The organism is Citrobacter sp. MGH103 (assembly GCF_001034475.2).
Taxonomy (GTDB): Bacteria; Pseudomonadota; Gammaproteobacteria; order Enterobacterales; family Enterobacteriaceae; genus Citrobacter; species Citrobacter freundii.
In genome coordinates this window covers 4,485,182-4,508,304 of the sequence record NZ_CP073043.1, presented here as the reverse complement: position 1 = coordinate 4,508,304, position 23,123 = coordinate 4,485,182, and the positions used below count along the sequence as shown (strand labels likewise).

General features: G+C 50.8%; 18 protein-coding genes and 1 pseudogene. 8 read left to right on the top strand and 11 right to left on the bottom strand.

From position 1 onward, the window contains the following. Positions 1 to 77 precede the first annotated feature (77 nt). The 6 genes from acs to SK33_RS21735 all read right to left on the bottom strand — a co-directional run bounded on the left by acs (position 78) and on the right by SK33_RS21735 (position 7,606). The gene (gene acs, locus SK33_RS21760) at positions 78 to 2,036 is read right to left on the bottom strand and encodes an acetate--CoA ligase (RefSeq protein WP_048220050.1); all 1,959 of its coding nucleotides are present in this window, start codon (positions 2,034 to 2,036) and stop codon (positions 78 to 80) included. A gap of 569 nt (positions 2,037 to 2,605) precedes the next feature. Continuing rightward, entirely contained in the window at positions 2,606 to 3,412 is an 807-nt protein-coding gene (locus SK33_RS21755; protein ID WP_016239971.1) for a hypothetical protein, read from the bottom strand. Between the two features lie 17 nt (positions 3,413 to 3,429). Further along, a complete protein-coding gene (locus SK33_RS21750) occupies positions 3,430 to 3,870 on the bottom strand; it encodes a hypothetical protein (RefSeq protein ID WP_016239970.1) in 441 nt (146 codons plus the stop codon). 152 nt (positions 3,871 to 4,022) lie between these two features. Continuing rightward, positions 4,023 to 5,384, bottom strand: a complete 1,362-nt coding sequence (locus tag SK33_RS21745) for an FRG domain-containing protein (RefSeq protein WP_000482601.1) — start codon at positions 5,382 to 5,384, stop codon at positions 4,023 to 4,025. A gap of 13 nt (positions 5,385 to 5,397) precedes the next feature. Then, positions 5,398 to 6,201 (bottom strand): hypothetical protein, encoded by an 804-nt coding sequence (locus SK33_RS21740; RefSeq protein WP_000589340.1) that lies wholly within the window; start codon positions 6,199 to 6,201, stop codon positions 5,398 to 5,400. Positions 6,202 to 6,259: 58 nt separating this feature from the next. Further along, positions 6,260 to 7,606 (bottom strand): ISNCY-like element ISLad2 family transposase, encoded by a 1,347-nt coding sequence (locus tag SK33_RS21735; protein WP_076611902.1) that lies wholly within the window; start codon positions 7,604 to 7,606, stop codon positions 6,260 to 6,262. Between the two features lie 188 nt (positions 7,607 to 7,794). Between SK33_RS21735 and nrfA the strand changes: the two genes are divergently transcribed. From nrfA to gltP, 7 genes and pseudogenes are all read left to right on the top strand, one after another. After that, on the top strand, positions 7,795 to 9,231 hold the full coding sequence (gene nrfA / locus SK33_RS21730) for an ammonia-forming nitrite reductase cytochrome c552 subunit (RefSeq protein ID WP_003844735.1): 1,437 nt from the start codon (positions 7,795 to 7,797) through the stop codon (positions 9,229 to 9,231). A gap of 44 nt (positions 9,232 to 9,275) precedes the next feature. Then, positions 9,276 to 9,842 carry a cytochrome c nitrite reductase pentaheme subunit gene (gene nrfB / locus SK33_RS21725; protein ID WP_003031758.1) on the top strand — a complete coding sequence of 189 codons (567 nt, stop codon included), beginning with the start codon at positions 9,276 to 9,278 and terminating at the stop codon, positions 9,840 to 9,842. After that, positions 9,839 to 10,510 (top strand): cytochrome c nitrite reductase Fe-S protein, encoded by a 672-nt coding sequence (gene nrfC, locus SK33_RS21720; RefSeq protein ID WP_003031761.1) that lies wholly within the window; start codon positions 9,839 to 9,841, stop codon positions 10,508 to 10,510. The genes nrfB and nrfC overlap by 4 nt, the downstream gene beginning before the upstream one ends. After that, positions 10,507 to 11,463 (top strand): cytochrome c nitrite reductase subunit NrfD, encoded by a 957-nt coding sequence (gene nrfD, locus SK33_RS21715; protein WP_003841070.1) that lies wholly within the window; start codon positions 10,507 to 10,509, stop codon positions 11,461 to 11,463. The genes nrfC and nrfD overlap by 4 nt, the downstream gene beginning before the upstream one ends. Before the next feature lie 8 nt (positions 11,464 to 11,471). Further along, positions 11,472 to 13,701: pseudogene (nrfF, locus tag SK33_RS21710) on the top strand (heme lyase NrfEFG subunit NrfF). Continuing rightward, positions 13,698 to 14,309 (top strand): heme lyase NrfEFG subunit NrfG, encoded by a 612-nt coding sequence (nrfG, locus tag SK33_RS21700; RefSeq protein WP_048219917.1) that lies wholly within the window; start codon positions 13,698 to 13,700, stop codon positions 14,307 to 14,309. The pseudogene nrfF and the gene nrfG overlap by 4 nt, the downstream one beginning before the upstream one ends. A 344-nt stretch (positions 14,310 to 14,653) precedes the next feature. Then, positions 14,654 to 15,967 carry a glutamate/aspartate:proton symporter GltP gene (gltP, locus tag SK33_RS21695; protein WP_003031773.1) on the top strand — a complete coding sequence of 438 codons (1,314 nt, stop codon included), beginning with the start codon at positions 14,654 to 14,656 and terminating at the stop codon, positions 15,965 to 15,967. A 104-nt stretch (positions 15,968 to 16,071) separates the two neighbouring features. Here the strand turns inward: gltP and yjcO are convergent, their stop codons facing one another. Both yjcO and fdhF read right to left on the bottom strand, forming a co-directional pair. Then, positions 16,072 to 16,761: a Sel1 family TPR-like repeat protein YjcO gene (gene yjcO, locus SK33_RS21690; protein ID WP_003031775.1), complete on the bottom strand. Its 690-nt coding sequence runs from the start codon at positions 16,759 to 16,761 to the stop codon at positions 16,072 to 16,074. Between the two features lie 103 nt (positions 16,762 to 16,864). Next, positions 16,865 to 19,012 carry a formate dehydrogenase subunit alpha gene (gene fdhF, locus SK33_RS21685; protein WP_080602221.1) on the bottom strand — a complete coding sequence of 716 codons (2,148 nt, stop codon included), beginning with the start codon at positions 19,010 to 19,012 and terminating at the stop codon, positions 16,865 to 16,867. A gap of 287 nt (positions 19,013 to 19,299) precedes the next feature. Between fdhF and SK33_RS21680 the strand changes: the two genes are divergently transcribed. After that, positions 19,300 to 20,031 (top strand): response regulator, encoded by a 732-nt coding sequence (locus tag SK33_RS21680; RefSeq protein ID WP_003031783.1) that lies wholly within the window; start codon positions 19,300 to 19,302, stop codon positions 20,029 to 20,031. 48 nt (positions 20,032 to 20,079) lie between these two features. Here SK33_RS21680 and SK33_RS21675 read toward each other — a convergent pair whose 3' ends face one another. Genes SK33_RS21675 through SK33_RS21665 form a run of 3 tightly spaced genes read right to left on the bottom strand, consistent with a single transcriptional unit; the run spans position 20,080 to position 22,639 of the window. After that, positions 20,080 to 21,084: a carbohydrate kinase family protein gene (locus SK33_RS21675; RefSeq protein WP_085952516.1), complete on the bottom strand. Its 1,005-nt coding sequence runs from the start codon at positions 21,082 to 21,084 to the stop codon at positions 20,080 to 20,082. Beyond that, entirely contained in the window at positions 21,081 to 21,941 is an 861-nt protein-coding gene (locus tag SK33_RS21670; RefSeq protein WP_003031787.1) for a ketose 1,6-bisphosphate aldolase, read from the bottom strand. The genes SK33_RS21675 and SK33_RS21670 overlap by 4 nt, the downstream gene beginning before the upstream one ends. 14 nt (positions 21,942 to 21,955) lie before the next feature. Next, positions 21,956 to 22,639 (bottom strand): D-lyxose/D-mannose isomerase, encoded by a 684-nt coding sequence (locus SK33_RS21665; protein WP_003031789.1) that lies wholly within the window; start codon positions 22,637 to 22,639, stop codon positions 21,956 to 21,958. Positions 22,640 to 23,123 lie beyond the last annotated feature (484 nt).

Below are 23,123 nucleotides of genomic sequence, written 5' to 3'. Positions count from 1 at the left end.
TCCCGGTCAGGGGAGGGGTAGGGATAGGATTTGTAGGCCCGATAAGCTGCGCGCCATCGGGCATTTCACAGTTATGGTTATGATGGCATCGCGATGGCCTGCTTCTCTTCGAGCAGTTTCTCCACGACGCCAGGATCGGCGAGGGTCGAGGTATCGCCCAGATTGCTGGTATCGCCCGCCGCGATTTTACGCAGAATACGGCGCATGATTTTGCCGGAGCGGGTTTTCGGCAGTGAGTCGGTCCAGTGCAGCACGTCTGGCGTTGCCAGCGGGCCAATTTCTTTACGCACCCAGTTGCGAACCTCGGCGTACAACTCAGGTGACGGCTCTTCACCGTGATTCAGCGTGACGTAAGCGTAGATCGCCTGGCCTTTAATATTATGCGGAATCCCTACCACCGCGGCTTCGGCAATCTTCGGATGCGACACCAGCGCCGATTCGATTTCAGCTGTTCCCAGACGGTGGCCGGAGACGTTCAGCACATCGTCCACACGTCCGGTGATCCAGTAATAGCCATCTTCGTCACGGCGCGCGCCGTCGCCGCTGAAGTACATATTCTTGAAGGTAGAGAAGTAGGTTTGCTCAAAGCGTTCGTGATCGCCAAACAGCGTTCTCGCCTGGCCCGGCCACGAGTCGGTAATCACCAGATTGCCTTCGGTCGCGCCTTCCAGCGGATTACCTTCGTTATCGACAATCGCAGGCTGTACGCCAAAGAATGGACGGGTTGCAGAACCGGCTTTCAGTTCGGTGGCGCCCGGCAGCGGGGTGATCATGAATCCACCGGTTTCAGTCTGCCACCAGGTATCGACGACCGGGCATTTTTCGTTGCCGATCTTCTTCCAGTACCACTCCCATGCTTCCGGGTTGATCGGCTCGCCAACTGAACCCAGGATATGCAGTGACGAACGGTCAGTGCCTTCAATCGCTTTATCGCCTTCCGCCATCAGGGCGCGAATGGCGGTCGGTGCGGTATACAGTATATTGACCTGATGCTTGTCCACAACCTGCGACATACGCGCCGGGGTAGGCCAGTTTGGCACGCCTTCGAACATCAGCGTGGTTGCGCCGCAGGCCAGCGGACCGTACAGCAGGTAGCTGTGCCCGGTTACCCAGCCTACGTCAGCGGTACACCAATAGATATCGCCCTGATGGTAATCAAACACATACTTAAAGGTAGTTGCAGCGTAGACCAGATACCCGCCGGTAGTGTGCAGTACGCCTTTCGGCTTACCGGTTGAGCCGGAGGTATACAGGATAAACAGCGGATCTTCCGCGTTCATCTCTTCCGGCTGGTGTTCTGAGCTGGCCTTCTCGATAAGATCGGACCACCACAGGTCGCGACCTTCCTGCCATTCCGTTTTTCCACCGGTACGTTTGAGAACGATCACATGTTCAACGGTTTTCACATTTGGATTTTTCAGCGCATCATCCACGTTCTTTTTCAGTGGGATAGCACGCCCGGCGCGTACGCCTTCGTCGGCGGTGATCACCAGGCGTGAATTGGAGTCGATAATACGTCCGGCGACGGCTTCCGGTGAGAAACCACCGAAGATGACCGAATGCACCGCGCCAATACGGGCACAGGCCAGCATGGCGACCGCAGCTTCCGGCACCATCGGCATATAAATGGCCACCACGTCACCTTTTTTAATGCCTAAATCCAGTAGCGTATTGGCGAAACGGCAGACATCGCGATGCAACTTGCGATAGGTAATGTTTTTGCTTTGGGTTGCGTCATCGCCTTCCCAGATGATGGCGGTACGATCGCCGTTTGCCTGCAGGTGGCGGTCAAGACAGTTTGCGGCCAGATTCAGGGTGCCGTCTTCGTACCATTTAATCGACACGTTGCCTGGTGCGAAGGAAGTGTTCTTCACCTGGCTGTACGGCTTGATCCAATCAAGAATTTTTCCCTGTTCGCCCCAAAATGTGTCGGGTTCGTTAACGGATTGCTGGTATTTCTCTGCGTACTGCTCCGGATTTATCAGGCAACGATCCGCAATGTTTGCGGGAATAGCGTGTTTATGTATTTGGCTCATGGCTTTTGTTCTCCTTGTAGGATGTTAATAATATGTCTCATAAACGTTAAATGTAGGGGCTTTGAGAGTTTTGTTTAGTATTTGCGCGGCAGATCACGCAATAAACGAATTGTGCAAATTAGCGACAAACTGAATTTTGAAGGGAGCTAGCAAAATTGACTAAATCTCGCGATAACATGTAGTTATCTAAAGGATTGTTGAAAAGGTGATCTGTATCTGAATTAGACAAAAGAGGGAGCAATCAAAGGGTGTTACTAACTCTAAAGTGGTATTTTACATACACTTACAATTGATTAAAGACAACATTTTCAGTGTGGTTTCTTGTTACAAATAGGGTGGAGCAATGTCATGACAGTGTCAAAGCAAGTTTAAAATGTCACCTCTTTGTGCAAGATAGAAAGGGCACTTTCAGCCTATGTAATCATATTAATGTGACTGCTGCGTTATCCCACTCAACCAATTAATAAAGCAAAAGTTAAATATGAAAGACTGGAATAAAAATATAACGAAAACATCTTAATATGGAAATATCTGTGTCAACGGGATCTTTAGTTATTGAATATCTGGTTCTAAATAGGTTCTACATTCAACGGGAAGGGAAACCAAATATCTATATGTTTTTTATAAATACCATTACGTGGCAAACAACAATCTGCATATTTTTTTAAAGAATCTCCACATGGACAAATATTTTCTGGCGATAATACTCCATCATGTTCTTTCGCCTTAAATCTCCAGGTCGTAATATTGAAAATTTGATGTGGGGATTGTATGTATTTGACAACACTAATTAAAGTTGAATAGTTATAATGATCACCATCATTGGAGAAAAAAACACTACATTTGTTAACGGGATTACTAACTATGTCATAAGTAATTAATTCAAAATCGATCACTTCATCAAAGCAAAGAACTCCATTATAAAGTTTATTTTTAACATGACCACAATCATTAATAAAACTACGGGTTGTATTACATACTGAACATTTCACTTCTTTTATTATTTCACGAGAACTACCGAAGATTTTATATGGGAATAACGCCTGCCAATTACATACCATTCTCGCTAAGAAGTTAACACCATAGAAATTAACCTCAGGCAGAAACTCATTATTTTCTTTAATATGTATTAAATCTATTTCTATCCTTTCAAGTTCTACCCATGCTTCATAAAAATCACCTCTTGTAAGTAAATTAATGACTTGAATATATTTTAAATGGGCTAGTAAAATTGTTTTGTATAAAAACAATCTGTTTGATTCATTATTCAAGCTCAAGGATTGAGCTTTTTTTAACTCAGCATTAAGATAATCAAGAATAGCACTATCTTCTTGAGTAATACACATCCAACGCTTTAACTTTTCGTGAATATTCATAATATCTATATAGATTTTTATTTGATTTTGTTAATTACTTTTAAAACATCGTCTACTTTTCCAGAAACAGTGTATTTCACATGTTTTCCTGATTTATTTTTTTTAATTATAGAGACTTTAACGTCTATATCTCTAGTTCCAAAGTTATCAATTTTTTTCTGAATATAATTTGAAACAAGATTTACTAAAAAAGGTATCATTACTGATGTGGCAAAGAAAGTGCCTAACGCTAACGTTATACTGTTTAATTGCAGGTACGAAACACCATTAGAATCTCCGTACACTTTAACATTAGAATGTGATTGCTTGGTGAACTGGAAAAAATCCAGTGCATTACCTCCAGTAATTTTTGAACTATCAAAAACGATCGCAATCTCATCATCTTGAGGTTCATATGAAGAAATGATTTTTACCTCTTCATCTTCATCACTCATTTCACTCAAAGTAATGGGGTTCATTCTCAACTCCTTGTTTTATATTTTTACATTCAAATTTTACTATACGACTGGTTAATTGCTCCTGTCCAACACACACCAGAGTTCATATGCTTAGCATACAAGGGACCAATGCCAGTAGCGACAGGCTAGTGTGTCAAAAAACCACATGAAGATCAATCTCCTGCGGAAAATTTGGCCGCAATTAGTTTCATTGTCCTTTCCATGCCTTGATAAACTGTCGCATCTGTAATGTTTAACCTTGCGAGTTCCTTAAGTATTCTAGCTTTGTTTCTGATCACTATTTTTTCTACTTTAAACTCTTGCATAGCATCATCAGGGTTTGAAACTAAATCGGGATAAACAGCATTATTCCCAAATAATAAGAATGCACCTGACTGTGATGACATCCTTTCATTATTATTTCTTCCTTTAACGAAAATTAACCTTTCCAAATCTGATGGTATAATTACATCTTTAAAATAAGGTTTTTCATCTTTAATGTAATGTATGAGTTTTTGACAAGCTTCAGTTTTATTGAAAGCCTCCTTGTCCATTTTACAATCCAGCTGATCTTTCAGTGTTTGACTTAGCATTGATATATTTGATATGCAACTTACTGTATCAGAGTCAAAGAATTTTATACGATCCCTTTTTGTTTTGAAAATAATAACATGTCCATCAACCTCATTTGTATTTTCATTATTACTAATGTCGCAACAAGCGAAATACAGAGCGATTAGTGGATTTGATGTTATATCCAACAAACGAGTTGGTAGTCCGTAGTGTTGCATCCTTACTAACTTGTCTAGCATTGTTTTATCATCAACAAACTCAGTTGGCCTTGCTGTTAGGGCTTCACGGACTAAATTTGATTCACTGTGCAAATGCTTGAAGTTACCTTTTTTGTTTTTCCTGAAAACTGATGGAGCCAACTCGTAAGATACATCAGAATGTCCACGATAAAATATTTCTGCATCTTCTTCATGATCTTGTTCTAAAACACGCGCCATGAAACTTTGAACATTATCTATTATTGGGTAGTTATCAACTTCATCAGGAAGTGCTTCAGTAGGAGGAAGTGGTGTACTTCTTGTCGTTATATTTAGAAGTGCTAATGTTTGATTTAAATCACGTGCTTTTATTCCCCAGTGAGTCCGTTTCAGCCCATATGCACCTAATTCTAAAGCTGTTTGATATAACTCTTTGTTTATCACTACGACATCATCTTGTGAGTGAGTGATTCTGAAATCAAACTCAACATTTTTGTTAACTGTTCGTAGATTTGAAATTACACCAAGTCGCAAAGTAATGTATTCAACATTGTCTCGGGAATAAAGTTCTGACATAAAAAGCGTAGGTAATTTCTCAATATAAGATAATGCTTTATCATTCAAAGGCGTTAACTTCAACCGGATGTCATCAGAGGTGCCTTCTAACATACGTGATATAGGAAAATCACAACTCCCACTAACCCGTTCATACATGGGCCAATGTTCAAAATAGTCAGGTTCTCCGCCCATAATTAGATTAAACATTAAAACTAAATCCTTATATTTTACTTAATGAATTATTTACAATCCAATCAATTGCGCCAGAGGTGCGAATCCAAGGCTTTATATTATGATTCACATAATAAATGGCTTCATCCATTCCACCTAACGTGATATATCCACTGTTAGACTTGATCTGTAATCTGCACTTCGATAACAAGCCGGGGATGTGTCTATTAGAATCAATCGCAGCTTTAGCGATATCATCGGCATCCGGGGATGACTGTCGGTAGGCGAGTAGGGCGCGTGTATACTGAAAAAACGAACGCATATCCCCAGGATAATCGTCCAGTAGCAAGGCCAGATCATCCACCATTTCAAGCTCAAGGTAATAGTTCGCTAATAAATGACGAATCCCCTGGTTATCGTTCGGGTTGAGCTTCAGCATTTCGCGGCTATGAGCCATAGCCGGATAAAAATTACCAGACTCCCATAAGGCCTCAGCCAAAGCTGCTTTTGCTCTCATATATGGACGTGTTTCGACAAATCCCCAGAAACGTCCTGCGAACTCCTGAAAATCCTCGCCAAGTGCAATGCTGGCTGCGTACAAAGCAGTCTCCAGCTTCCCGATTTTTGACTCAGGAGGTTCTTGAGATATCTCGCAGTAGAATGAGTATGCGTCAGCACAGAGCGGGGATTTCTTGATAGCTTTTCTGATGAGTTTCAGCACAACTTCCAGGTCATCATTTTCCCAGGCATCGAACATGAACTCCTGAGCCGCAACCAGATCTAGATGTAATTGCTCAGAGCTGACAGCAGTTTTATACAAATCAACGCGCTTTGTAGTCGGGAATTTAATCATCTCAAGTATCCTTTTGGGGACTCACTGTTCCGGTACTTTGCAGCACTGATGGTCGATTCTATCGCTTTGAACTTGCCACAAACAAGCTCGGGTCTGCCAGAACGGGATTGATAGCCCGGAGCTGTTCCTGGATGCGCACCTGAGCCTTACGGCTGGGCGATTTTTTGCTTCGTTCCCGTTTGCCTTCGCTTTCCCGCTCATCCTGTTTTACCTGAGCCAGTCGGAGTACAGTCCCGAGACGTTTGTTATCAACAATCTGCCCCTGGTCGACACAGGCCAGCTTATCAAATGCCTGGCACTTAAGGCTCCGGTGCCCATAGAGGAAGGCGAGGGTGCCATCGGGATAATCCAGTACTTTAATTTTTTCACCGGCAAGACGGCTATTTTCTTCTGTGGTGTCCATGAGATAAAGGATCTTATCGTACTGGAAGGTCAGTGATTTCGACACGGTACGAACATCATGCCAGGCAAAGATGTCTCTTAATTCATCGGGGCTTTCCTGCACCGGACGATGCAAATCTTTGGGGAACTTAGCCGGTCGTGAAAACCGGCTGTTAAAGTCAGCGATGAAAGTGGCAAGCCAGGCATTTGCGGCCTCAATGCCGGTTATACCTTCCAGACGCATTTCTTTGATCAGCCGATCCTGAAGTGTCTGATTCGCACGTTCCACGCGGCCTTTAGCTTCAGAGCTGTTGGCACAAATAAGCTCGATTGCCAGGTCATAAAGCACACGTCCGAACTGGGTAACGGTGGTATTGCGTTTCTCCGGACCACTGACGCGAAATATTGCGTGTTTGTCACTGTACAGCGATACCGGCTTCCCATGCTGCTCGATGTATTCCCGGGTTGCCAGCATGTAGTCAAAGGCTGTTTCTGACTCGCTGAACCGCAAATGCATCAGACGCCCGGTGGCATCATCGATAAAGACCAGCAGGCAGCATTTTGGCGCACGGCCTTCAAACCAGTCATGGTGGGAGCCGTCGATCTGGATAAGTTCACCCAGACAATCACGCCGATGTCGGGGTTGATAAACCCGTGACTTACGGCGAGCATGCGGGACCCAGAGTCCGTCAGACGTCATCCAGTTGCGGACGGTCTCGATTGAAAGCCGGATATTATGGCGCTCTCTGAGTTTTTCTGCGGCCAGTGTGGGCCCAAAGTCACTGTAGTTTTCACGTATCAGCGTGAGTACTCGTAGTTTGAGAGATTCGGTCAACCGGCGGTTGCTGGGCTGGCCGCGTTTGCGGCTGACAAGTCCTTCAGCACCAGAAACTCGGTAACGATTGATAAGTCGTTGCGCCTGACGTTCTGAAATGCCAAGCTGTGATGCTGCATCACGACGGCGTAGACGCTTTTCACAAACTGCCTGTATCACCGGTAGGCGGTGGATCTCTTTATCTGACATGGTCACCAACATGCGTTGAGTCCCTTAGAATTGCATTCAGTTTAGCTTACTCTAAGGTGACGTTTCTATCTGGATAAAAAGTGACATTACTAAATGGTTCTAACAGACAGTATTCGTGTGGTTGCTGTTATGGAAAACAATAAAAGAACCGCCATTGCAGATAATGGCGTCATCTGGATGAGACCCCTATGGCAAGGATAAAATCACGCGTACGCCGTTTCTTCAGCCTGTTAGTACCTTTATTATTTATCTCTGCAGTTCACGCTGAACAAACCCCCGTACCCGCAAAAACCGTCACCGTTGAAGCGAAGAATGAAGTCTTCGCCCCTCAGCATCCCGATCAATATCTCTCCTGGAAAGCCACGTCTGAGCAATCAGCCCGTGAAGATGCGCTGGCAGAAGATCCTCGTCTGGTGATCCTGTGGGCGGGATATCCCTTCTCGCGCGATTACAACAAACCGCGCGGGCACGCGTATGCAGTGACCGATGTTCGTGAAACCTTACGTACCGGCGCACCCAAAACGGCAGAAGATGGTCCGTTGCCGATGGCCTGCTGGAGCTGTAAAAGCCCGGATGTGGCGCGTCTGATCCAGAAAGACGGTGAAGATGGCTACTTCCACGGTAAATGGGCGCGCGGCGGTCCTGAAATTGTTAATAATCTTGGCTGCGGCGATTGCCATAACACCGCGTCACCAGACTTTGCCAAAGGCAAGCCAGAACTGACGCTGTCGCGTCCTTATGCTGAGCGCGCGATGGAAACCATCGGCAAACCGTTTGAGAAAGCCGGTCGCTTTGACCAGCAATCCATGGTCTGCGGCCAGTGCCACGTGGAATACTACTTCGACGGTAAAAACAAAGCCGTTAAGTTCCCGTGGGACGACGGCATGAAAGTCGAGAACATGGAGAAGTACTACGACACCATCGCCTTCTCTGACTGGACCAACTCCCTGTCTAAAACCCCGATGCTGAAAGCGCAGCACCCGGAGTATGAAACCTGGAGCGCAGGCATTCACGGCAAGAACAATGTGACCTGTATCGACTGCCACATGCCGAAAGTGCAGAACGCGGAAGGCAAGATTTACACCGACCATAAGATTGGTAATCCGTTCGATAACTTCGCTCAGACCTGTGCGAACTGCCACACCCAGGACAAAGCGTCCCTGCAAAAAGTGGTCGCCGAGCGTAAACAGGCCATTCATGACCTGAAAATCAAAGTTGAAGACCAGCTTGTTCGTGCGCACTTCGAAGCGAAAGCCGCATGGGATGCGGGTGCGACCGAAGCGGAAATGAAGCCGATTCTGGAAGATATCCGTCACGCGCAATGGCGTTGGGACCTGTCTATCGCCTCACACGGTATTCACATGCATGCCCCGGAAGAAGGTCTGCGGATGCTGGGTAGCGCAATGGATAAAGCCGCTGACGCACGTACCAAACTGGTCCGTCTGCTGGCGACCAAAGGCATCACGCATGAAATCCCGTTACCGGATATCTCTACCAAAGAGAAAGCCCAGGCGGCGATTGGTCTGAACATGCAGCAAATCAATGCTGAAAAGCAGGACTTCATCAAAACGGTGATTCCGCAGTGGGAAGATCAGGCGCGTAAAAACGGTCTGTTAAGCCAATAACCCCATTTCGCCCCGCAAGGGGCGGATAACTCAACGGAGTGAATATGAGCGTATTACGTTCGTTATTAACTGCTGGGGTGCTGGCGTCAGGCTTGTTATGGAGCCTGAGTGGAATCACTGCCACGCCAACGCCGCAGGAGTCGGATCAACGCTGGACGGTTACCCAACAGCGTAATCCGGATGCCGCCTGTCTGGACTGTCACAAGCCGGATACCGAAGGCATGCATGGTAAGCATGCGGAAGCCATCAACCCGAATAACAAACTGCCTGTCACCTGCACCAATTGTCACGGCCAGCCGTCACCGAACCACCGCGAAGGGGTGAAAGATGTGATGCGCTTTAATGAGCCGATGTACAACGTGGAGCAGCAGAACAGTGTCTGTATGTCCTGTCACCTGCCTGAGCAGTTGCAAAAAGCGTTCTGGCCGCACGATGTCCACGTAACCAAAGTGGCGTGTGCCAGCTGTCACTCACTGCATCCGAAGCAAGACACGATGCAGACGCTGAGCGATAAAGGACGGATCAAGATTTGCGTCGATTGCCACAGCGATCAACGTAACAATCCGAACTTTAACCCGGCGTCGGTTCCGTTGCTTAAGGAGCATCCATGAGTTGCTCTCGTCGCCAGTTTATCACCGGCGTCGGCGCGCTGGTGGCAGTGAGCGGGACGGCGGGGCGCGTTGTGGCGAAGACGCTGAACATCAATGGCGTGCGTTACGGTATGGTTCATGATGAGTCTTTATGCATTGGCTGTACGGCCTGCATGGATGCTTGTCGGGAAGTTAACAACGTGCCGGAAGGCGTATCGCGTCTGACGATTATCCGCAGTGAGCCGCAAGGGACATTTCCTGATGTGAAGTATCGCTTCTTCCGTCACTCGTGCCAGCATTGCGACCACGCTCCCTGCGTTGACGTCTGCCCGACGGGGGCATCGTATCGCGATGCCGCCAGCGGCATTGTGGATGTGAACCCGGACCTTTGCGTTGGCTGCCAGTACTGTATCGCCGCGTGTCCTTATCGCGTACGGTTTATCCATCCGGTGAGCAAAACGGCGGATAAATGCGATTTCTGCCGGAAAACCAACCTGAAAGCGGGCAAACAGCCCGCCTGCGTTGAGTCATGCCCGACGAAGGCGCTGACGTTTGGTAATCTGGACGATCCCAACAGCGATATATCCCGTTTGTTGCAGCAGAAAACTACCTACCGTTACAAACTGGCGTTGGGTACAAAACCGAAGGTCTACCGCGTTCCCTTTAAATTTGGGGAGGTGAGCCAATGACATCCGCTTCTGCATTTCATTTTGAATCACTGGTGTGGGACTGGCCCATTGCCATCTATCTGTTCCTGATAGGTATCTCTGCCGGACTGGTCACGTTGGCGATTCTGCTGCGTCGCTTCCATCCGGAGGCGGGCGGTTCAGACAGCACGCTGCTGCGCACCACGCTGGTGTTAGGGCCGGGGGCAATTATCCTCGGTTTGCTGATTCTGGTGTTCCACCTGACGCGTCCATGGACTTTCTGGAAACTGATGTTCCACTACAGCTTCACCTCGGTGATGTCGATGGGGGTCATGCTGTTCCAGTTGTACATGGTGGTGTTAGTGCTGTGGCTGGCAAAAATCTTTGAAAAAGAGGTAATTGTCCTGCAACAGCGGTTCGTGCCGCGACTGACGATTGTGTCAAAACTACTGACGCTAATCACGCCGTTCCATCGCGCGCTTGAGACGCTGATGCTGGTGCTGGCGGTTCTGCTCGGGGCGTATACCGGGTTCCTGCTGTCGGCGCTGAAATCCTACCCGTTCCTGAATAACCCGATCCTGCCGGTGCTGTTTCTGTTCTCCGGGATCTCCTCCGGTGCGGCGGTGGCACTGATCGCCATGGCGTTACGTCATCGTAGCAATCCGCACAGTACGGAAGCGCACTTTGTGCATCGCATGGAAGTCCCGGTGGTATGGCTGGAGATCTTCCTGCTGGCGGCGTTCTTCGTCGGCCTGGCGCTGGGCGATGACGGAAAAATGCGTGCGCTGGCGGCGGCATTGGGTGGCGGATTCTGGACCTGGTGGTTCTGGCTTGGCGTGGCTGGGCTTGGGTTGATACTGCCGATGCTGCTAAAACCCTGGGCCAACCGCAGTTCGACGTTTCATGGTGTGCTGGCAGTGTGCGGCGCCAGCCTGACCGGCGTACTGCTGCTGCGCTTTTTTATCCTCTATGCGGGTCAGCTAACCGTTGCGTAAGGTGATATCTGGACGTTCTCCTTCCTGAAGCCGGTTTTCTGGCGCTGTTATTAAGCCTCGGGGTCAACGTGTTGACCCCGCTTGCCGTGTTGGTAGGTGTCCGCCAGCGCTGGCAGGGGATGATGCGCCTGGCAAGCGTGGGCGTGTGGACGCAATTTGCCCTGCTGCTACTGGCCTTTACCATTCTGGTATTCTGCTTTTTGACCAGCGATTTTTCGGTGGTCTACGTTGCCCAGCACAGCTACAGCCTGCTGCCGTGGGGATTAAAACTGGCGGCGGTGTGGGGCGGTCATGAAGGATCGCTGCTGCTGTGGGTGCTGTTTCTTTCCGCCTGGAGCGCGCTGTTTGCTCTTCGCTATCGGCGTAATACCAACGCGCTGTTTCCGCTGACGCTCAGTGTCCTTTCAATGATAACGGCCCTGCTGCTGCTGTTTGTGGTGGTATGGTCCGATCCGTTCGTGCGTATCTTTCCGCCAGCCATTGAAGGGCGCGACCTTAACCCGATGCTGCAACATCTCGGGTTAATCCTCCATCCACCGCTGCTGTACCTGGGTTACGGTGGTTTGATGGTGGCGGCAGGCGTGGCGCTGGCCTCGCTGCTACGTAGTGACTTTAATGCGCAGAGCGCCTGGGTGTGCTGGCGCTGGGCCTTGCCCGGTTGGTGCGCGCTGACGCTGGGGATTATCCTCGGCTCCTGGTGGGCCTACTGCGAGCTGGGCTGGGGCGGCTGGTGGTTCTGGGACCCGGTAGAAAACGCTTCCTTATTACCCTGGCTTTCCGCCAGCGCGCTGCTACATAGCCTGTATATCACGCGCCAGCGCGGGATCTTCCGCCACTGGTCGCTGCTGCTGGCGATCGTCACGCTGATTTTATCGCTGCTGGGGACGCTGATTGTGCGTTCCGGCATTCTCGTTTCGGTGCATGCTTTCGCGCTGGATAACGTTCGTGCCGCGCCGCTGTTTGCGCTGTTTACCGTGTTGAGTCTGGCGTCGCTCGGGCTGCACGCCTGGCGGGGCCAGCAAGTCCGGCAGAATGCTCGTTTTGGCGGTTGGTCACGCGAGATGCTGATTCTGGTTGCGCTGCTGCTCTTTAGTGCGGTGCTGCTGATTGTGCTGATTGGCACGCTCTACCCGATGATTTACGGGCTGTTCGGCTGGGGGCGGCTTTCTGTGGGCGCACCGTACTTTAATCGCGCTACGCTGCCTTTTGGGCTGCTGATGCTACTGGTTATTGTGCTGGCTACGGTCAGAAGCCGCAAAGTGTCTTTCCGCATCCAACTTCCGGCACTGCTGGCGCATGCCGGGGTGCTGGTGTTTGCGGCGGGGATCGTCTTTTCCAGCGGTAGCCGTCAGGAGATAAGCCTGAACCTGAGCCCTGGGCAGCAGGTTGAACTGGCGGGTTACATTTTCCGTTTTGAGCGTCTCGACCTGGAAGCCAAAGGTAACTACACCAGTGAAAAAGCGCAGATCACGCTGTGGCACAATGAGAAACGCATTGGCAGCCTGCAACCTGAAAGGCGCTTCTATGCCGCGCGTCGTCAACAGATGATGGAGCCGGGGATCCGCTGGAACCTGATGCATGACTGGTATGCGGTAATGGGTGAAAAAACCGGACCAGACCGTTATGCCATGCGCTTGTACGTGCAGACCGGCGTGCGCTGGATTTGGGGTGGGGGACTATTAATGGTCTTTGGCGCGCTGCTGAGCGGATGGCGAGGGAGGAAGCGTGATGCGTAAATTAATCACAGCGTTGCCGGATGGCGGCGTAAACGCCTTATCCGGCCTACAAGGTGCGCAAACCGTAGGCCGGATAAGCGCAGCACCATCCGGCAGAAAGTTATTACTCCTAACGCTCGTCCTGTTTTTCATTACTTTCGCTACGCATGCCCAGGTTGTGGATACCTGGCGCTTTGAAAATCCGCAACAGCAGGAACAAGCGCTGTCTATTGCCAGCCAACTGCGTTGTCCACAGTGCCAAAACCAAAATTTGCTGGAATCCAATGCGCCGGTAGCAGTCAGTATGCGCCATCAGGTTTATAGCATGGTGGCGGAAGGGAAAAGTGAAGCCGAGATAACCACCTGGATGACCGAGCGTTACGGTGACTTCGTTCGTTATAATCCGCCGCTGAATGAACAAACGCTGCTGCTGTGGGCGTTGCCGTGCCTGTTGTTGTTGCTGGTAGGTGTAGTGGTCTGGCGAGTGAGAAAACGTCAGCATACGGAGGAAGGTGAACAATGAGCCAGTGCGAACCGCCGTTACGCCCAATGCCCGTGAAGCGGCTGACCGCTGCGGCGGTACTGATGGTTGTGGCCTGCATTGGAGGCTACCTGTTGACGCCAAAATGGCAGGCGGTTCGTCAGGAGCAGACGCGACTGGCGGACCCTTTACATGCTTTCTCTGATGAAAATATTCAGGAAAAACAGTTGCTTTTGCTGCAATCGCAGATTCGAGCCAATCCACAGGACGGCGTAAAATGGGCGCAACTCGGGGAGTACTATCTTTGGCAAAACGCGTATCACAATGCGCTGCTGGCCTACGAGCAGGCGCTGCGTGTCGGCGGTGAAAATGCTGAGATCTATTCAGCGATGGCAACGGTATTGTATTACCAGGACGGACAACATATGGCGCCGCCCACTCGCGAGATGATTGATAAGGCCTTGGCGCTGGACCCGGCAGAGGTCACCGCGCTGATGTTGTTAGCCTCAGATGCGTTTATGCAGGCAGACTACGCCCAGGCTATTTCAGTGTGGCAAAAAGTTATGGATTTAAATTCGCCGAGGGTGAACCGGGCACAGCTCGTTGACTCTATTAATATGGCGAAGTTGTTGCAGAATCGGCAAAAATAAATTTGTTTTTTTTGTGATTTGTATCATTTTGCCTGTTTAAAAAACAGGCAAACGAACAGGTGGGCGAAAAAAACTCACGCTATGACTTCTTCATTTTTGAACATATTAAAATTCTTTTATAACAAAAAGTTATTCATCAATACCGCGATAAAATTGCATTTTTATGCATAAATTCAGCCAAAAGCCCTGTTCTTAGAGGGTTGCGCGGAATGCCATGCAGATGATAATGATAATAAGCGTTAAAAAACTCCATAAACGAACGCAACACAATTCATACCCTTTCAGTATGTACTATTCCCACACACCGCATGTGGAATAGCGCTCCATCGAGGAAGTCCGTTGTTATGAAAAATTTGAAAGTCAGCCTGGCATGGCAGATTCTAATCGCCATGGTGCTGGGCATTCTGCTAGGGAGTTACCTGCATTACCATAGCGACAGCCGCGAATGGCTGGTGGTCAACCTGCTGTCTCCGGCGGGCGATATCTTTATCCATCTGATCAAAATGATCGTCGTGCCGATTGTTATCTCCACGCTGGTGGTTGGTATTGCCGGGGTGGGTGATGCAAAACAGCTGGGCCGTATTGGCGCCAAAACCATTCTCTATTTCGAAGTGATCACCACCGTAGCGATTATTCTTGGCATCACGCTGGCGAATGTTTTCCAGCCGGGTTCCGGGATTGATATGTCGCAACTGGCGACCGTGGATATTTCGAAATATCAAAATACGACCGCAGAAGTGCAGAGCCACGCGCATGGCCTGATGGGCACAATTGTGTCGCTGGTGCCGACTAATATCGTCGCGTCGATGGCGAAAGGCGATATGTTGCCGATTATCTTCTTCTCGGTGCTGTTTGGTTTAGGCTTGTCTTCCCTACCAGCAACCCACCGCGAGCCGCTGGTGACCGTGTTCCGCTCGATTTCAGAAACCATGTTTAAAGTGACCCACATGGTGATGCGTTATGCGCCAGTCGGTGTTTTTGCGCTGATTGCTGTGACCGTCGCGAACTTCGGTTTTGCCTCCCTGTGGCCGCTGGCGAAACTGGTGCTGTTGGTTCATTTTGCCATCCTGTTCTTCGCGCTGGTGGTGCTGGGGATTGTGGCGCGTATCTGCGGTCTGAGCATCTGGATCCTGATCCGCATTTTGAAAGATGAGCTGATTCTGGCTTACTCTACCGCCAGTTCCGAGAGCGTACTGCCGCGTATTATCGAGAAGATGGAAGCCTATGGCGCACCGGCTTCAATCACCAGCTTTGTGGTGCCGACCGGCTACTCATTCAACCTTGATGGTTCAACGCTGTACCAGAGTATTGCCGCGATCTTTATTGCGCAGCTGTATGGTATCGACCTGTCGCTGTGGCAGGAAATCGTATTAGTACTGACGCTAATGGTTACGTCGAAAGGGATTGCGGGCGTGCCGGGCGTCTCCTTCGTGGTACTGCTGGCTACGCTTGGCAGCGTCGGGATCCCGCTGGAAGGTCTGGCGTTTATCGCCGGTGTTGACCGTATCCTCGACATGGCGCGTACCGCGCTGAATGTAGTGGGGAATGCGCTGGCGGTGCTGGTTATCGCCAAGTGGGAGCACAAATTTGACCGCAAGAAGGCGCTGGCTTACGAGCGCGAGATGCTGGGTAAATTTGATAAGACCGCTAATCATTAATTAATGAAAGATTGCCGGATGGCGCTGCGCTTATCCGGCCTACGGAAGACGGTGAACTGTAGGCCGGATAAGGCGTTTATGCCGCCATCCGGCAATGCAAATCATTACCCGTTTGTTAACTTTTCAAACTCTTCACAGCCGGTATCGAACCCTTCCATACAGCTCAGATTCAGCCAGTGTAGCGCCTTTTGTTTATTCTTCACGATAAAACCTTGCTCGCCGTTTAAGAACATCATTCCGGCCCAGTACTCGGAATAACCGGTGCGGGAGATGGCGGAGCTGCGTTTGAAATACCACGTCGCTTTTTCATCGTCTGCGGGGATCCCCACGCCGTTGGCGTAAATCAGCCCGAGCAGCATTTGCGCGTCGACGGCTGAGTCATTTTCCAGATCTTCAGAGGCGTTTTGCAGCAAGGTAATGGCTTTGGGGTAATCTGTGTGTCCTGCCTGGGTGTTGACCAGAATCCGCGCCAGGGTGAGTTCTCCTGCTTTACTGCCCGCTTTGGCTGCCTTTTCCGCCAGCGTTTTGGCCTGGGGGTAATCCAGACTGACCGGATTCGTAATTTTGATTTGCGCCAGGAGCGCGCAGGCGTCGGCATCGCCATTGTCGGCGGCTTTTTGCGCCCAATACTCGGCTTTGCTCAAATCGCCCGAACTGAACCAGGTATCGGCAAGAAAGTACTGTGCGCGACGGTCCCCTGCCTCAGCGGCCTGTAAGTACTGGCTTCCTGGCTCAGTATCACTGGCATGGGCAAAGAATGTCATAAAGAACATCAATGCAATGAGTTGTTTCATTTTGAGTTTTATTTAGGGTACGGAATGAACAGTATAAAGAGATCGTATGGATAAAAAAACAGCCTCCGGGCGGAGGCTGTTGCAGAACAGGTACGTAAACGGACTAACCCATCGCGCTTTCGCGCAGACTGGCTTTCAGCTTGTTGTACTCATCAATAACATACTGCTCGGCAGCGCGCTGATCGGCAATGCGTTCAACGTTAACGGCACAGTACTTATACTCTGGCGTTTTGGTAATCGGGCTTAAGTTCTCGGTTACCAGCTCATTACATGCGCCAATCCACCACTGGTAGGTCATGTAAATCGCGCCTTTGTTTGGACGATCGCTGACTGCCGCACGGGTAATGACCCGACCTTTACGCGAGTTAACCCACACCAGTTCTTCGTCCTGGATGCCCAGGCGTTCTGCGTCGGCGGTGTTGATCTGGGCATAGCCCGGTTCATCCGCCAGCGCGGCCAGCGCCGCACAGTTACCGGTCATCGAACGGCAAGAGTAGTGGCCGACTTCACGCACCGTAGACAGTACCATTGGGTACTCTGGGGTGAGTTTGTCGATTGGCGCTACCCAGTCGCAGGTGAAGAACTGCGCCAGGCCGTTCGGGGTGTCGAACTTCTCTTTGAAGAGATAAGACGTCCCTTGATCGGCTTCTGAGGTGTCGCGGCAAGGCCACTGGATATAACCCAGTTCGCCCATTTTCTCGTAAGTGGCACCGTAGAAATCCGGGCACAGATGACGCAACTCGTCCCAGATTTCTTGGGTGTTGTTGTAGTGCATCGGATAGCCCATACGGGTGGCGATTTCACTGATAATCTGCCAGTCCGTTTTCAGATCCCACTTCGGCTCAACGGCTTTAAAGAAGCGCTGGAAGCCACGGTCAGCCGCGGAGAATACGCCTTCATGCTCGCCCCATGACGTAGACGGTAAAATAACGTCTGCGGCCGCGGCGGTTTTGGTCATGAAGATATCCTGCACGATGACCAGTTCCAGATCCTCAAAGCCTTTGCGCACTGCGGAGAGTTCAGCATCGGTCTGTAATGGATCTTCACCCATGATGTACGCCGCGCGTACTTCGCCATGCGCAGCACGGTGCGGCAGTTCGCTGATGCGATAACCGGTATGTGCAGGCAGACTTTCCACGCCCCAGGCTTTAGCGAATTTCTCGCGGTTTTCCGGGAACTTAACGTACTGATAGCCCGGATAGGTATCCGGCAGCGCACCCATGTCACATGCACCCTGAACGTTGTTCTGGCCACGAACCGGGTTAACGCCCACGCTTGGCTTACCGAGGTTGCCGGTCAGCATTGCGAGGCTGGTCAGTGAACGCACGGTTTCCACGCCCTGATAGAACTGGGTAACACCCATGCCCCACAGGATAGCCGCGCTTTTTGCCGTGGCATACATACGTGCAGCCTGACGAATATCCTGCGCGCTAACGCCAGTGATATCTTCGACGGACTCCGGCGTGTAGCCTTCGACAATCTTGCTGTACTCTTCGAATCCTTCCGTACGGGAGGCGACGAACGCCTGGTCGTACAGTTTTTCTTCGATGATGACATGACCCATGGCGTTGAGCAGCGCGATGTTCGAGCCGTTTTTCAACGCGATGTGCATGTCGGCAATACGCGCGGTTTCAATTTTGCGCGGATCGCAGACGATGATTTTCGCCCCGTTACGTTTAGCGTTAATCACGTGATTCGCCACGATCGGGTGGGAATCCGCCGGGTTATACCCGAAGATGAACACTAAATCTGTGTTATCAATTTCATTGATAGCATTACTCATTGCGCCGTTACCGACCGATTGGTGCAGACCTGCAACCGATGGGCCGTGTCAGACGCGAGCGCAGCAGTCAACGTTATTGGTACCAATAACGGCGCGCGCGAATTTTTGCATTACATAGTTGGTTTCGTTACCCGTACCGCGAGATGAACCGGTCGTCTGAATAGCGTCCGGGCCATACTTCGCTTTGATGGCGCTCAGACGAGTGGCGACGTAATCAAGCGCTTCATCCCAGGAAACAGATTCCAGTTTGCCGCCACGCTGGCGACGGATCATTGGGGTTTTCAGACGAGGGGTCAGGATCTGGGTATCGTTGATAAAATCCCAGCCATAGTAGCCCTTCAGACACAGAGTACCCTGGTTGGTTTTCCCCTGCGCCGCTTCAGCCCGGACGATTTTGCCGTTATCGACCACCAGGTTGATTTTGCAACCTGATGCGCAATATGGGCAAACCGTGACGACTTTTTTCATCGGTCTCGCTCCAGTTAATCAAATCGCGCATACGCGCTGTCGCCCTCAGTATGCATCTTCTATGCCACTTTTTTATTGTGGGCATTCCCTGATATTACGGGTGATTTTTGGTCAAAACCCTGACGAAAAACAGGCTGTCGTCATATTTGACGTGTCGAATCTCCAATACGTGACGCCCCGGCAGTGTGACCGAGGTTATGTTTCCCACATATCCTTGTGCCTTATCGCTGTCACTCTGGGCAGAATCAATCACACTCATTTAAGTTGGCCAGAAATGGGGAAAAACAATGAAGCCAGCCATACTGGTTGTGGATGATGACGTGGCAGTCTGCTCGCTTTTACAGGATGTGCTGAACGAACACGTCTTTGCGGTGACCGCTTGTCACACCGGGCAGGAGGCGTTGCGCTGCATTGAGACTCAGCCGGAGATCGCGCTGGTATTGCTGGATATGATGTTGCCCGACATCAACGGTCTGATGGTGCTGCAGCAGGTGCAAAAAATGAGGCCCGGATTACCGGTGGTGATGCTGACCGGGCTTGGTAGCGAGTCGGATGTGGTGGTCGGGCTGGAAATGGGCGCTGACGACTATATCGGTAAACCGTTCAATGCGCGGGTGCTGGTGGCTCGGGTAAAGGCGGTGCTCAGACGCGTTGGCGTGTTAACGGCAGAAAGCGGCGGCCCACAGACCACGGGGCTTTCTTTCAATGGCTGGCATCTCGATACCGCCGGTTGCCAGCTTCGTAATCCTCAGCAATTGAAGGTGGACCTGACGCAGGGGGAATACAGCCTGCTGTTGGCGCTGGCCCAAAATGCCCGCCGGGTGCTGAGCCGGGAACAACTGCTGGAGCTGACGCGTAGCGACAGTGTTGAGGTGTTTGACCGCACCATTGACGTGTTAATCATGCGCTTGCGGCGAAAAATAGAGATTAACCCGCATCAACCGATGTTGATCAAAACCCTGCGCGGGTTGGGTTATGTGTTTGCCGCTGACGTGCAGCATCACGATAAGGCGGCGTGATCGTGTGCACTTGCCGGATGCGGTCGTAGGCCTGATAAGCGCAGCGCATCAGGCGTCAACCATTTCTGCTTTTAGCTCTGCCAGCGTCTTCGCGCCGTCTATCGCATTGGCGCACAGCAAGCTTGCCCGCGCACAGGCGTGTGCCAACCTGACGCTGTCCGTCAGCGACCAGCGCTCATGACAGCCATACAAAAATCCGGCGCAAAACGCATCACCCGCCCCGACGCTGCCAACGATCTCCTCCTGCGCCAGGTACTGCGACGGGATCCAGACGCCCGGCAGATCCGGCGCTTCACCCCAGGCACCTTCCGGACAGTGAATAACCACCCGCTGGCGTACGCCTGCATCCAATAATTCGCGCGCGGCGGTAGCGATATGCGGGATATGCAGCTCGCCGTTGGGCTGGCGGATCTCCAGCCCGCTAAATTCTCCGGCTTCCAGCTCGTTAATCACCAGATAGTCAAGATGGCGCAAGGCTGGCATCACCAGTGGTTGGTAGCGCGGGTCGCCCTTGCGTGAGACCAGATCCAACGACGTTTCAAAGCCGTTGTCGCGCATTTGCGCCAGCAGCCTTGCGCTACGCGTCCCGTACTCCTCATCCGGCATGTCCAGACTGTCGAGCAGCAGCAGATATCCCAGATGGAAGATTTTCATCGAGGTATCCAGTTGCTCAAAAGCGGGCAAATCCAGCAGTCTGTTGGCGCCCGGCGAGTGGAAAAAGGTGCGCTGACCGCTGGGATCGGTCATCACCTGCGACATTGACGTGGGCGCGAATGTCGTGCGCTGCACGTGTTGGCGATTAACGTGATACTGCTCCAGCATCGCCATGATGTAGTCGCCATCGCTGTCCTGACCGATTAACCCCACCGCCTGCAACGGCAGCCCAGTGTGCATTTTTGCCAGCGTCAGCAGCACATTAAGCGGCGCACCGCCCGTGGCGCGTTCGCTACGGGTGATTTCCGCCAACCAGCCGCGTTCCGGCCACTGCACAATTTGATGCACATGATCGACCAGCATGTTGCCTGCGGCGATAACGCCTTTGCGTTCCATCAGACCCGTCCCGCGCTGCCAAAAATGCGCATCTGTTCTGAAACGGTATCGGTAATGGCTTCCTCAATGCCGAGCAGCAGTTCGGCGAATTCGTCGTATAAGGGCTGACGATTCGCCATCCGCGTCTCCACTGCCGACAGCGCCGCCTGCGACATGCCGGTATAGAAGTTGATTTTGTGAATGCCGAGTTCAATTGCGCGCTTGAAATCGTCGTCGCTGATGCCGGAGCCACCGTGCAGTACCAGCGGGATTGCCGCCTGCTGGCGAATGGCGTCCAGACGCGGGAAGTCGAGCAGCGGTTCGCCTTTATATTTGCCGTGGGCATTGCCAATGGCGACCGCCAGCGCGTCAATCCCGGTTCTGTCAACGAAATCACGCGCCAGCATTGGGTCGGTAAACAGTGATTCGTCGGCATGACCGTACAGCGCACCGCCTTCATCGCCACCGACTGCGCCCAACTCAGCTTCCACCGACACGCCGACGGCGTGGCACATCTTCACCACTTCGCGGGTCTGTCGGATATTTTCTTCGTACTCCAGCGTGGAGCCATCGAACATCACTGAGCTGAAACCTAAGCGTAACGCTCGCACCACCGACTCAAAGTGCAGGCCGTGGTCAAGATTCAGCACTACGGGAATGTCATGTCTGGCGGCTTCGAACTTGACCGCTTCGACCAGAGAATCCAGCGAGATATATTTAAAATGCACCTCGGCAATGTTGATAATAAATGGCGAACGTTCCTGCTTTGCCGCGGCAAACAACGCGCGCAGGAAATGTGAATCCAGAACGTTAAACGCCCCTAAGGCATAGCGGTGCTCGCGGGCATGGGCAAGGCCATCAGCGAGTGAGATCAACGGCATAATGTGCTCCTTAGTTAGCGGAACAGGCGATATTCGTTACACAGCACCAGCAGCGCCGGTTCGTCTTCTTCAATGTCGTTGTAGCGGGAAATCGGTTGCAGAAAATGGTTGTCGTGGTCGTCGTCATTAACAGAAGAGACCTCGCCAACCAGCACGTCGCCAAAACCTTCTTCCGCCCAGAAGCTGTGATACAGGCCCGGCGGCAGGCAGATGCTTTCACCTGGCGTCAGGCGCAGTTGACTGCCTGCGGCATGGGTTTGCCGACAGCCGTCAATTACCACGCTAACGTCGCTGTCTTCCGTTTGCTCGCGGATCCCTGCATTCCACAGTTCTACAATGAGATTGCCGCCGCCGCGATTGATAATGTCTTCGCGTTTGCGCCAGTGAAAATGCATCGGCGTGACCTGTGCATCGCGAACATGCATGATTTTCTCGGCGTAGCATTTCTCGTAAGGCATGCCTTTCGGCGAACCATTACGCAGGGTGAACAGCGTTAATCCTTGCGCGGCGAAATTGTTGCCGCCAAACGCAGTGACATCCCAACCGAGCTTAAGGTCGAACACTTCGCTCCAGGCAGCGGCATCAAGCTTGCGCCATTGGGTCGGGGGGAAGCTGGCAAAAGGGGGGAGATGCACGTCGTGCTGAGAGAAAAACTGGCGCGTGTGGCCAAGGATCTCGTTTATTGCGGAGCGTTTCATTGATTCTCCTGTGGCTGATAAGATGACCTTTATGCGGCCCTCTCTCAAAGGGAGAGGGAGAAAATCAAAAGCTTTCCCATGGATCAAATGGGATACCATCCGGTTACCTCTCCCTCACAGCAGAACAGGGAATCGTTATATTTTATTGTGTTTTTTTATGGGGTGGTGTGATTCATTCAATAAAATGATAAATGAAAAGAATATTTTCATAAATGTTATTGTAAATCATTGGGTTAATGCGTTCGTTTTTTTAGTCACATCTCAGTTTTCTGGAACCATTTGGATATGAACGCTGGATTGTTGCCTCGCGGTGAAAAAACGAATGCGGCGTTTTATAAATCTTTTTGTTAAAAAATCAATTTCATTGAATATAAAATCTCGCCAGTTAATCGTTTATTTATATTCCAGGGTTATATTACGTGTTTGACTAATAATAATTAAATCACTTCCAGATTTTTTCAATAAAAAATAACCTTTTTTAGTT

What these genes read in the sequence shown, in the direction of transcription:
- SK33_RS21745 (WP_000482601.1), bottom strand. Translation starts at nt 5,384, where the DNA reads ATGTTTAATCTAATTATGGGCGGAGAACCTGACTATTTTGAACATTGG.
- SK33_RS21755 (WP_016239971.1), bottom strand. Translation starts at nt 3,412, where the DNA reads ATGAATATTCACGAAAAGTTAAAGCGTTGGATGTGTATTACTCAAGAA.
- acs (WP_048220050.1), bottom strand. Translation starts at nt 2,036, where the DNA reads ATGAGCCAAATACATAAACACGCTATTCCCGCAAACATTGCGGATCGT.
- SK33_RS21750 (WP_016239970.1), bottom strand. Translation starts at nt 3,870, where the DNA reads ATGAACCCCATTACTTTGAGTGAAATGAGTGATGAAGATGAAGAGGTA.
- gltP (WP_003031773.1), top strand. Translation starts at nt 14,654, where the DNA reads ATGAAAAATTTGAAAGTCAGCCTGGCATGGCAGATTCTAATCGCCATG.
- nrfA (WP_003844735.1), top strand. Translation starts at nt 7,795, where the DNA reads ATGGCAAGGATAAAATCACGCGTACGCCGTTTCTTCAGCCTGTTAGTA.
- nrfD (WP_003841070.1), top strand. Translation starts at nt 10,507, where the DNA reads ATGACATCCGCTTCTGCATTTCATTTTGAATCACTGGTGTGGGACTGG.
- SK33_RS21740 (WP_000589340.1), bottom strand. Translation starts at nt 6,201, where the DNA reads ATGATTAAATTCCCGACTACAAAGCGCGTTGATTTGTATAAAACTGCT.
- SK33_RS21665 (WP_003031789.1), bottom strand. Translation starts at nt 22,639, where the DNA reads ATGAAACGCTCCGCAATAAACGAGATCCTTGGCCACACGCGCCAGTTT.
- yjcO (WP_003031775.1), bottom strand. Translation starts at nt 16,761, where the DNA reads ATGAAACAACTCATTGCATTGATGTTCTTTATGACATTCTTTGCCCAT.
- nrfG (WP_048219917.1), top strand. Translation starts at nt 13,698, where the DNA reads ATGAGCCAGTGCGAACCGCCGTTACGCCCAATGCCCGTGAAGCGGCTG.
- nrfB (WP_003031758.1), top strand. Translation starts at nt 9,276, where the DNA reads ATGAGCGTATTACGTTCGTTATTAACTGCTGGGGTGCTGGCGTCAGGC.
- SK33_RS21680 (WP_003031783.1), top strand. Translation starts at nt 19,300, where the DNA reads ATGAAGCCAGCCATACTGGTTGTGGATGATGACGTGGCAGTCTGCTCG.
- SK33_RS21670 (WP_003031787.1), bottom strand. Translation starts at nt 21,941, where the DNA reads ATGCCGTTGATCTCACTCGCTGATGGCCTTGCCCATGCCCGCGAGCAC.
- nrfC (WP_003031761.1), top strand. Translation starts at nt 9,839, where the DNA reads ATGAGTTGCTCTCGTCGCCAGTTTATCACCGGCGTCGGCGCGCTGGTG.
- SK33_RS21735 (WP_076611902.1), bottom strand. Translation starts at nt 7,606, where the DNA reads ATGTCAGATAAAGAGATCCACCGCCTACCGGTGATACAGGCAGTTTGT.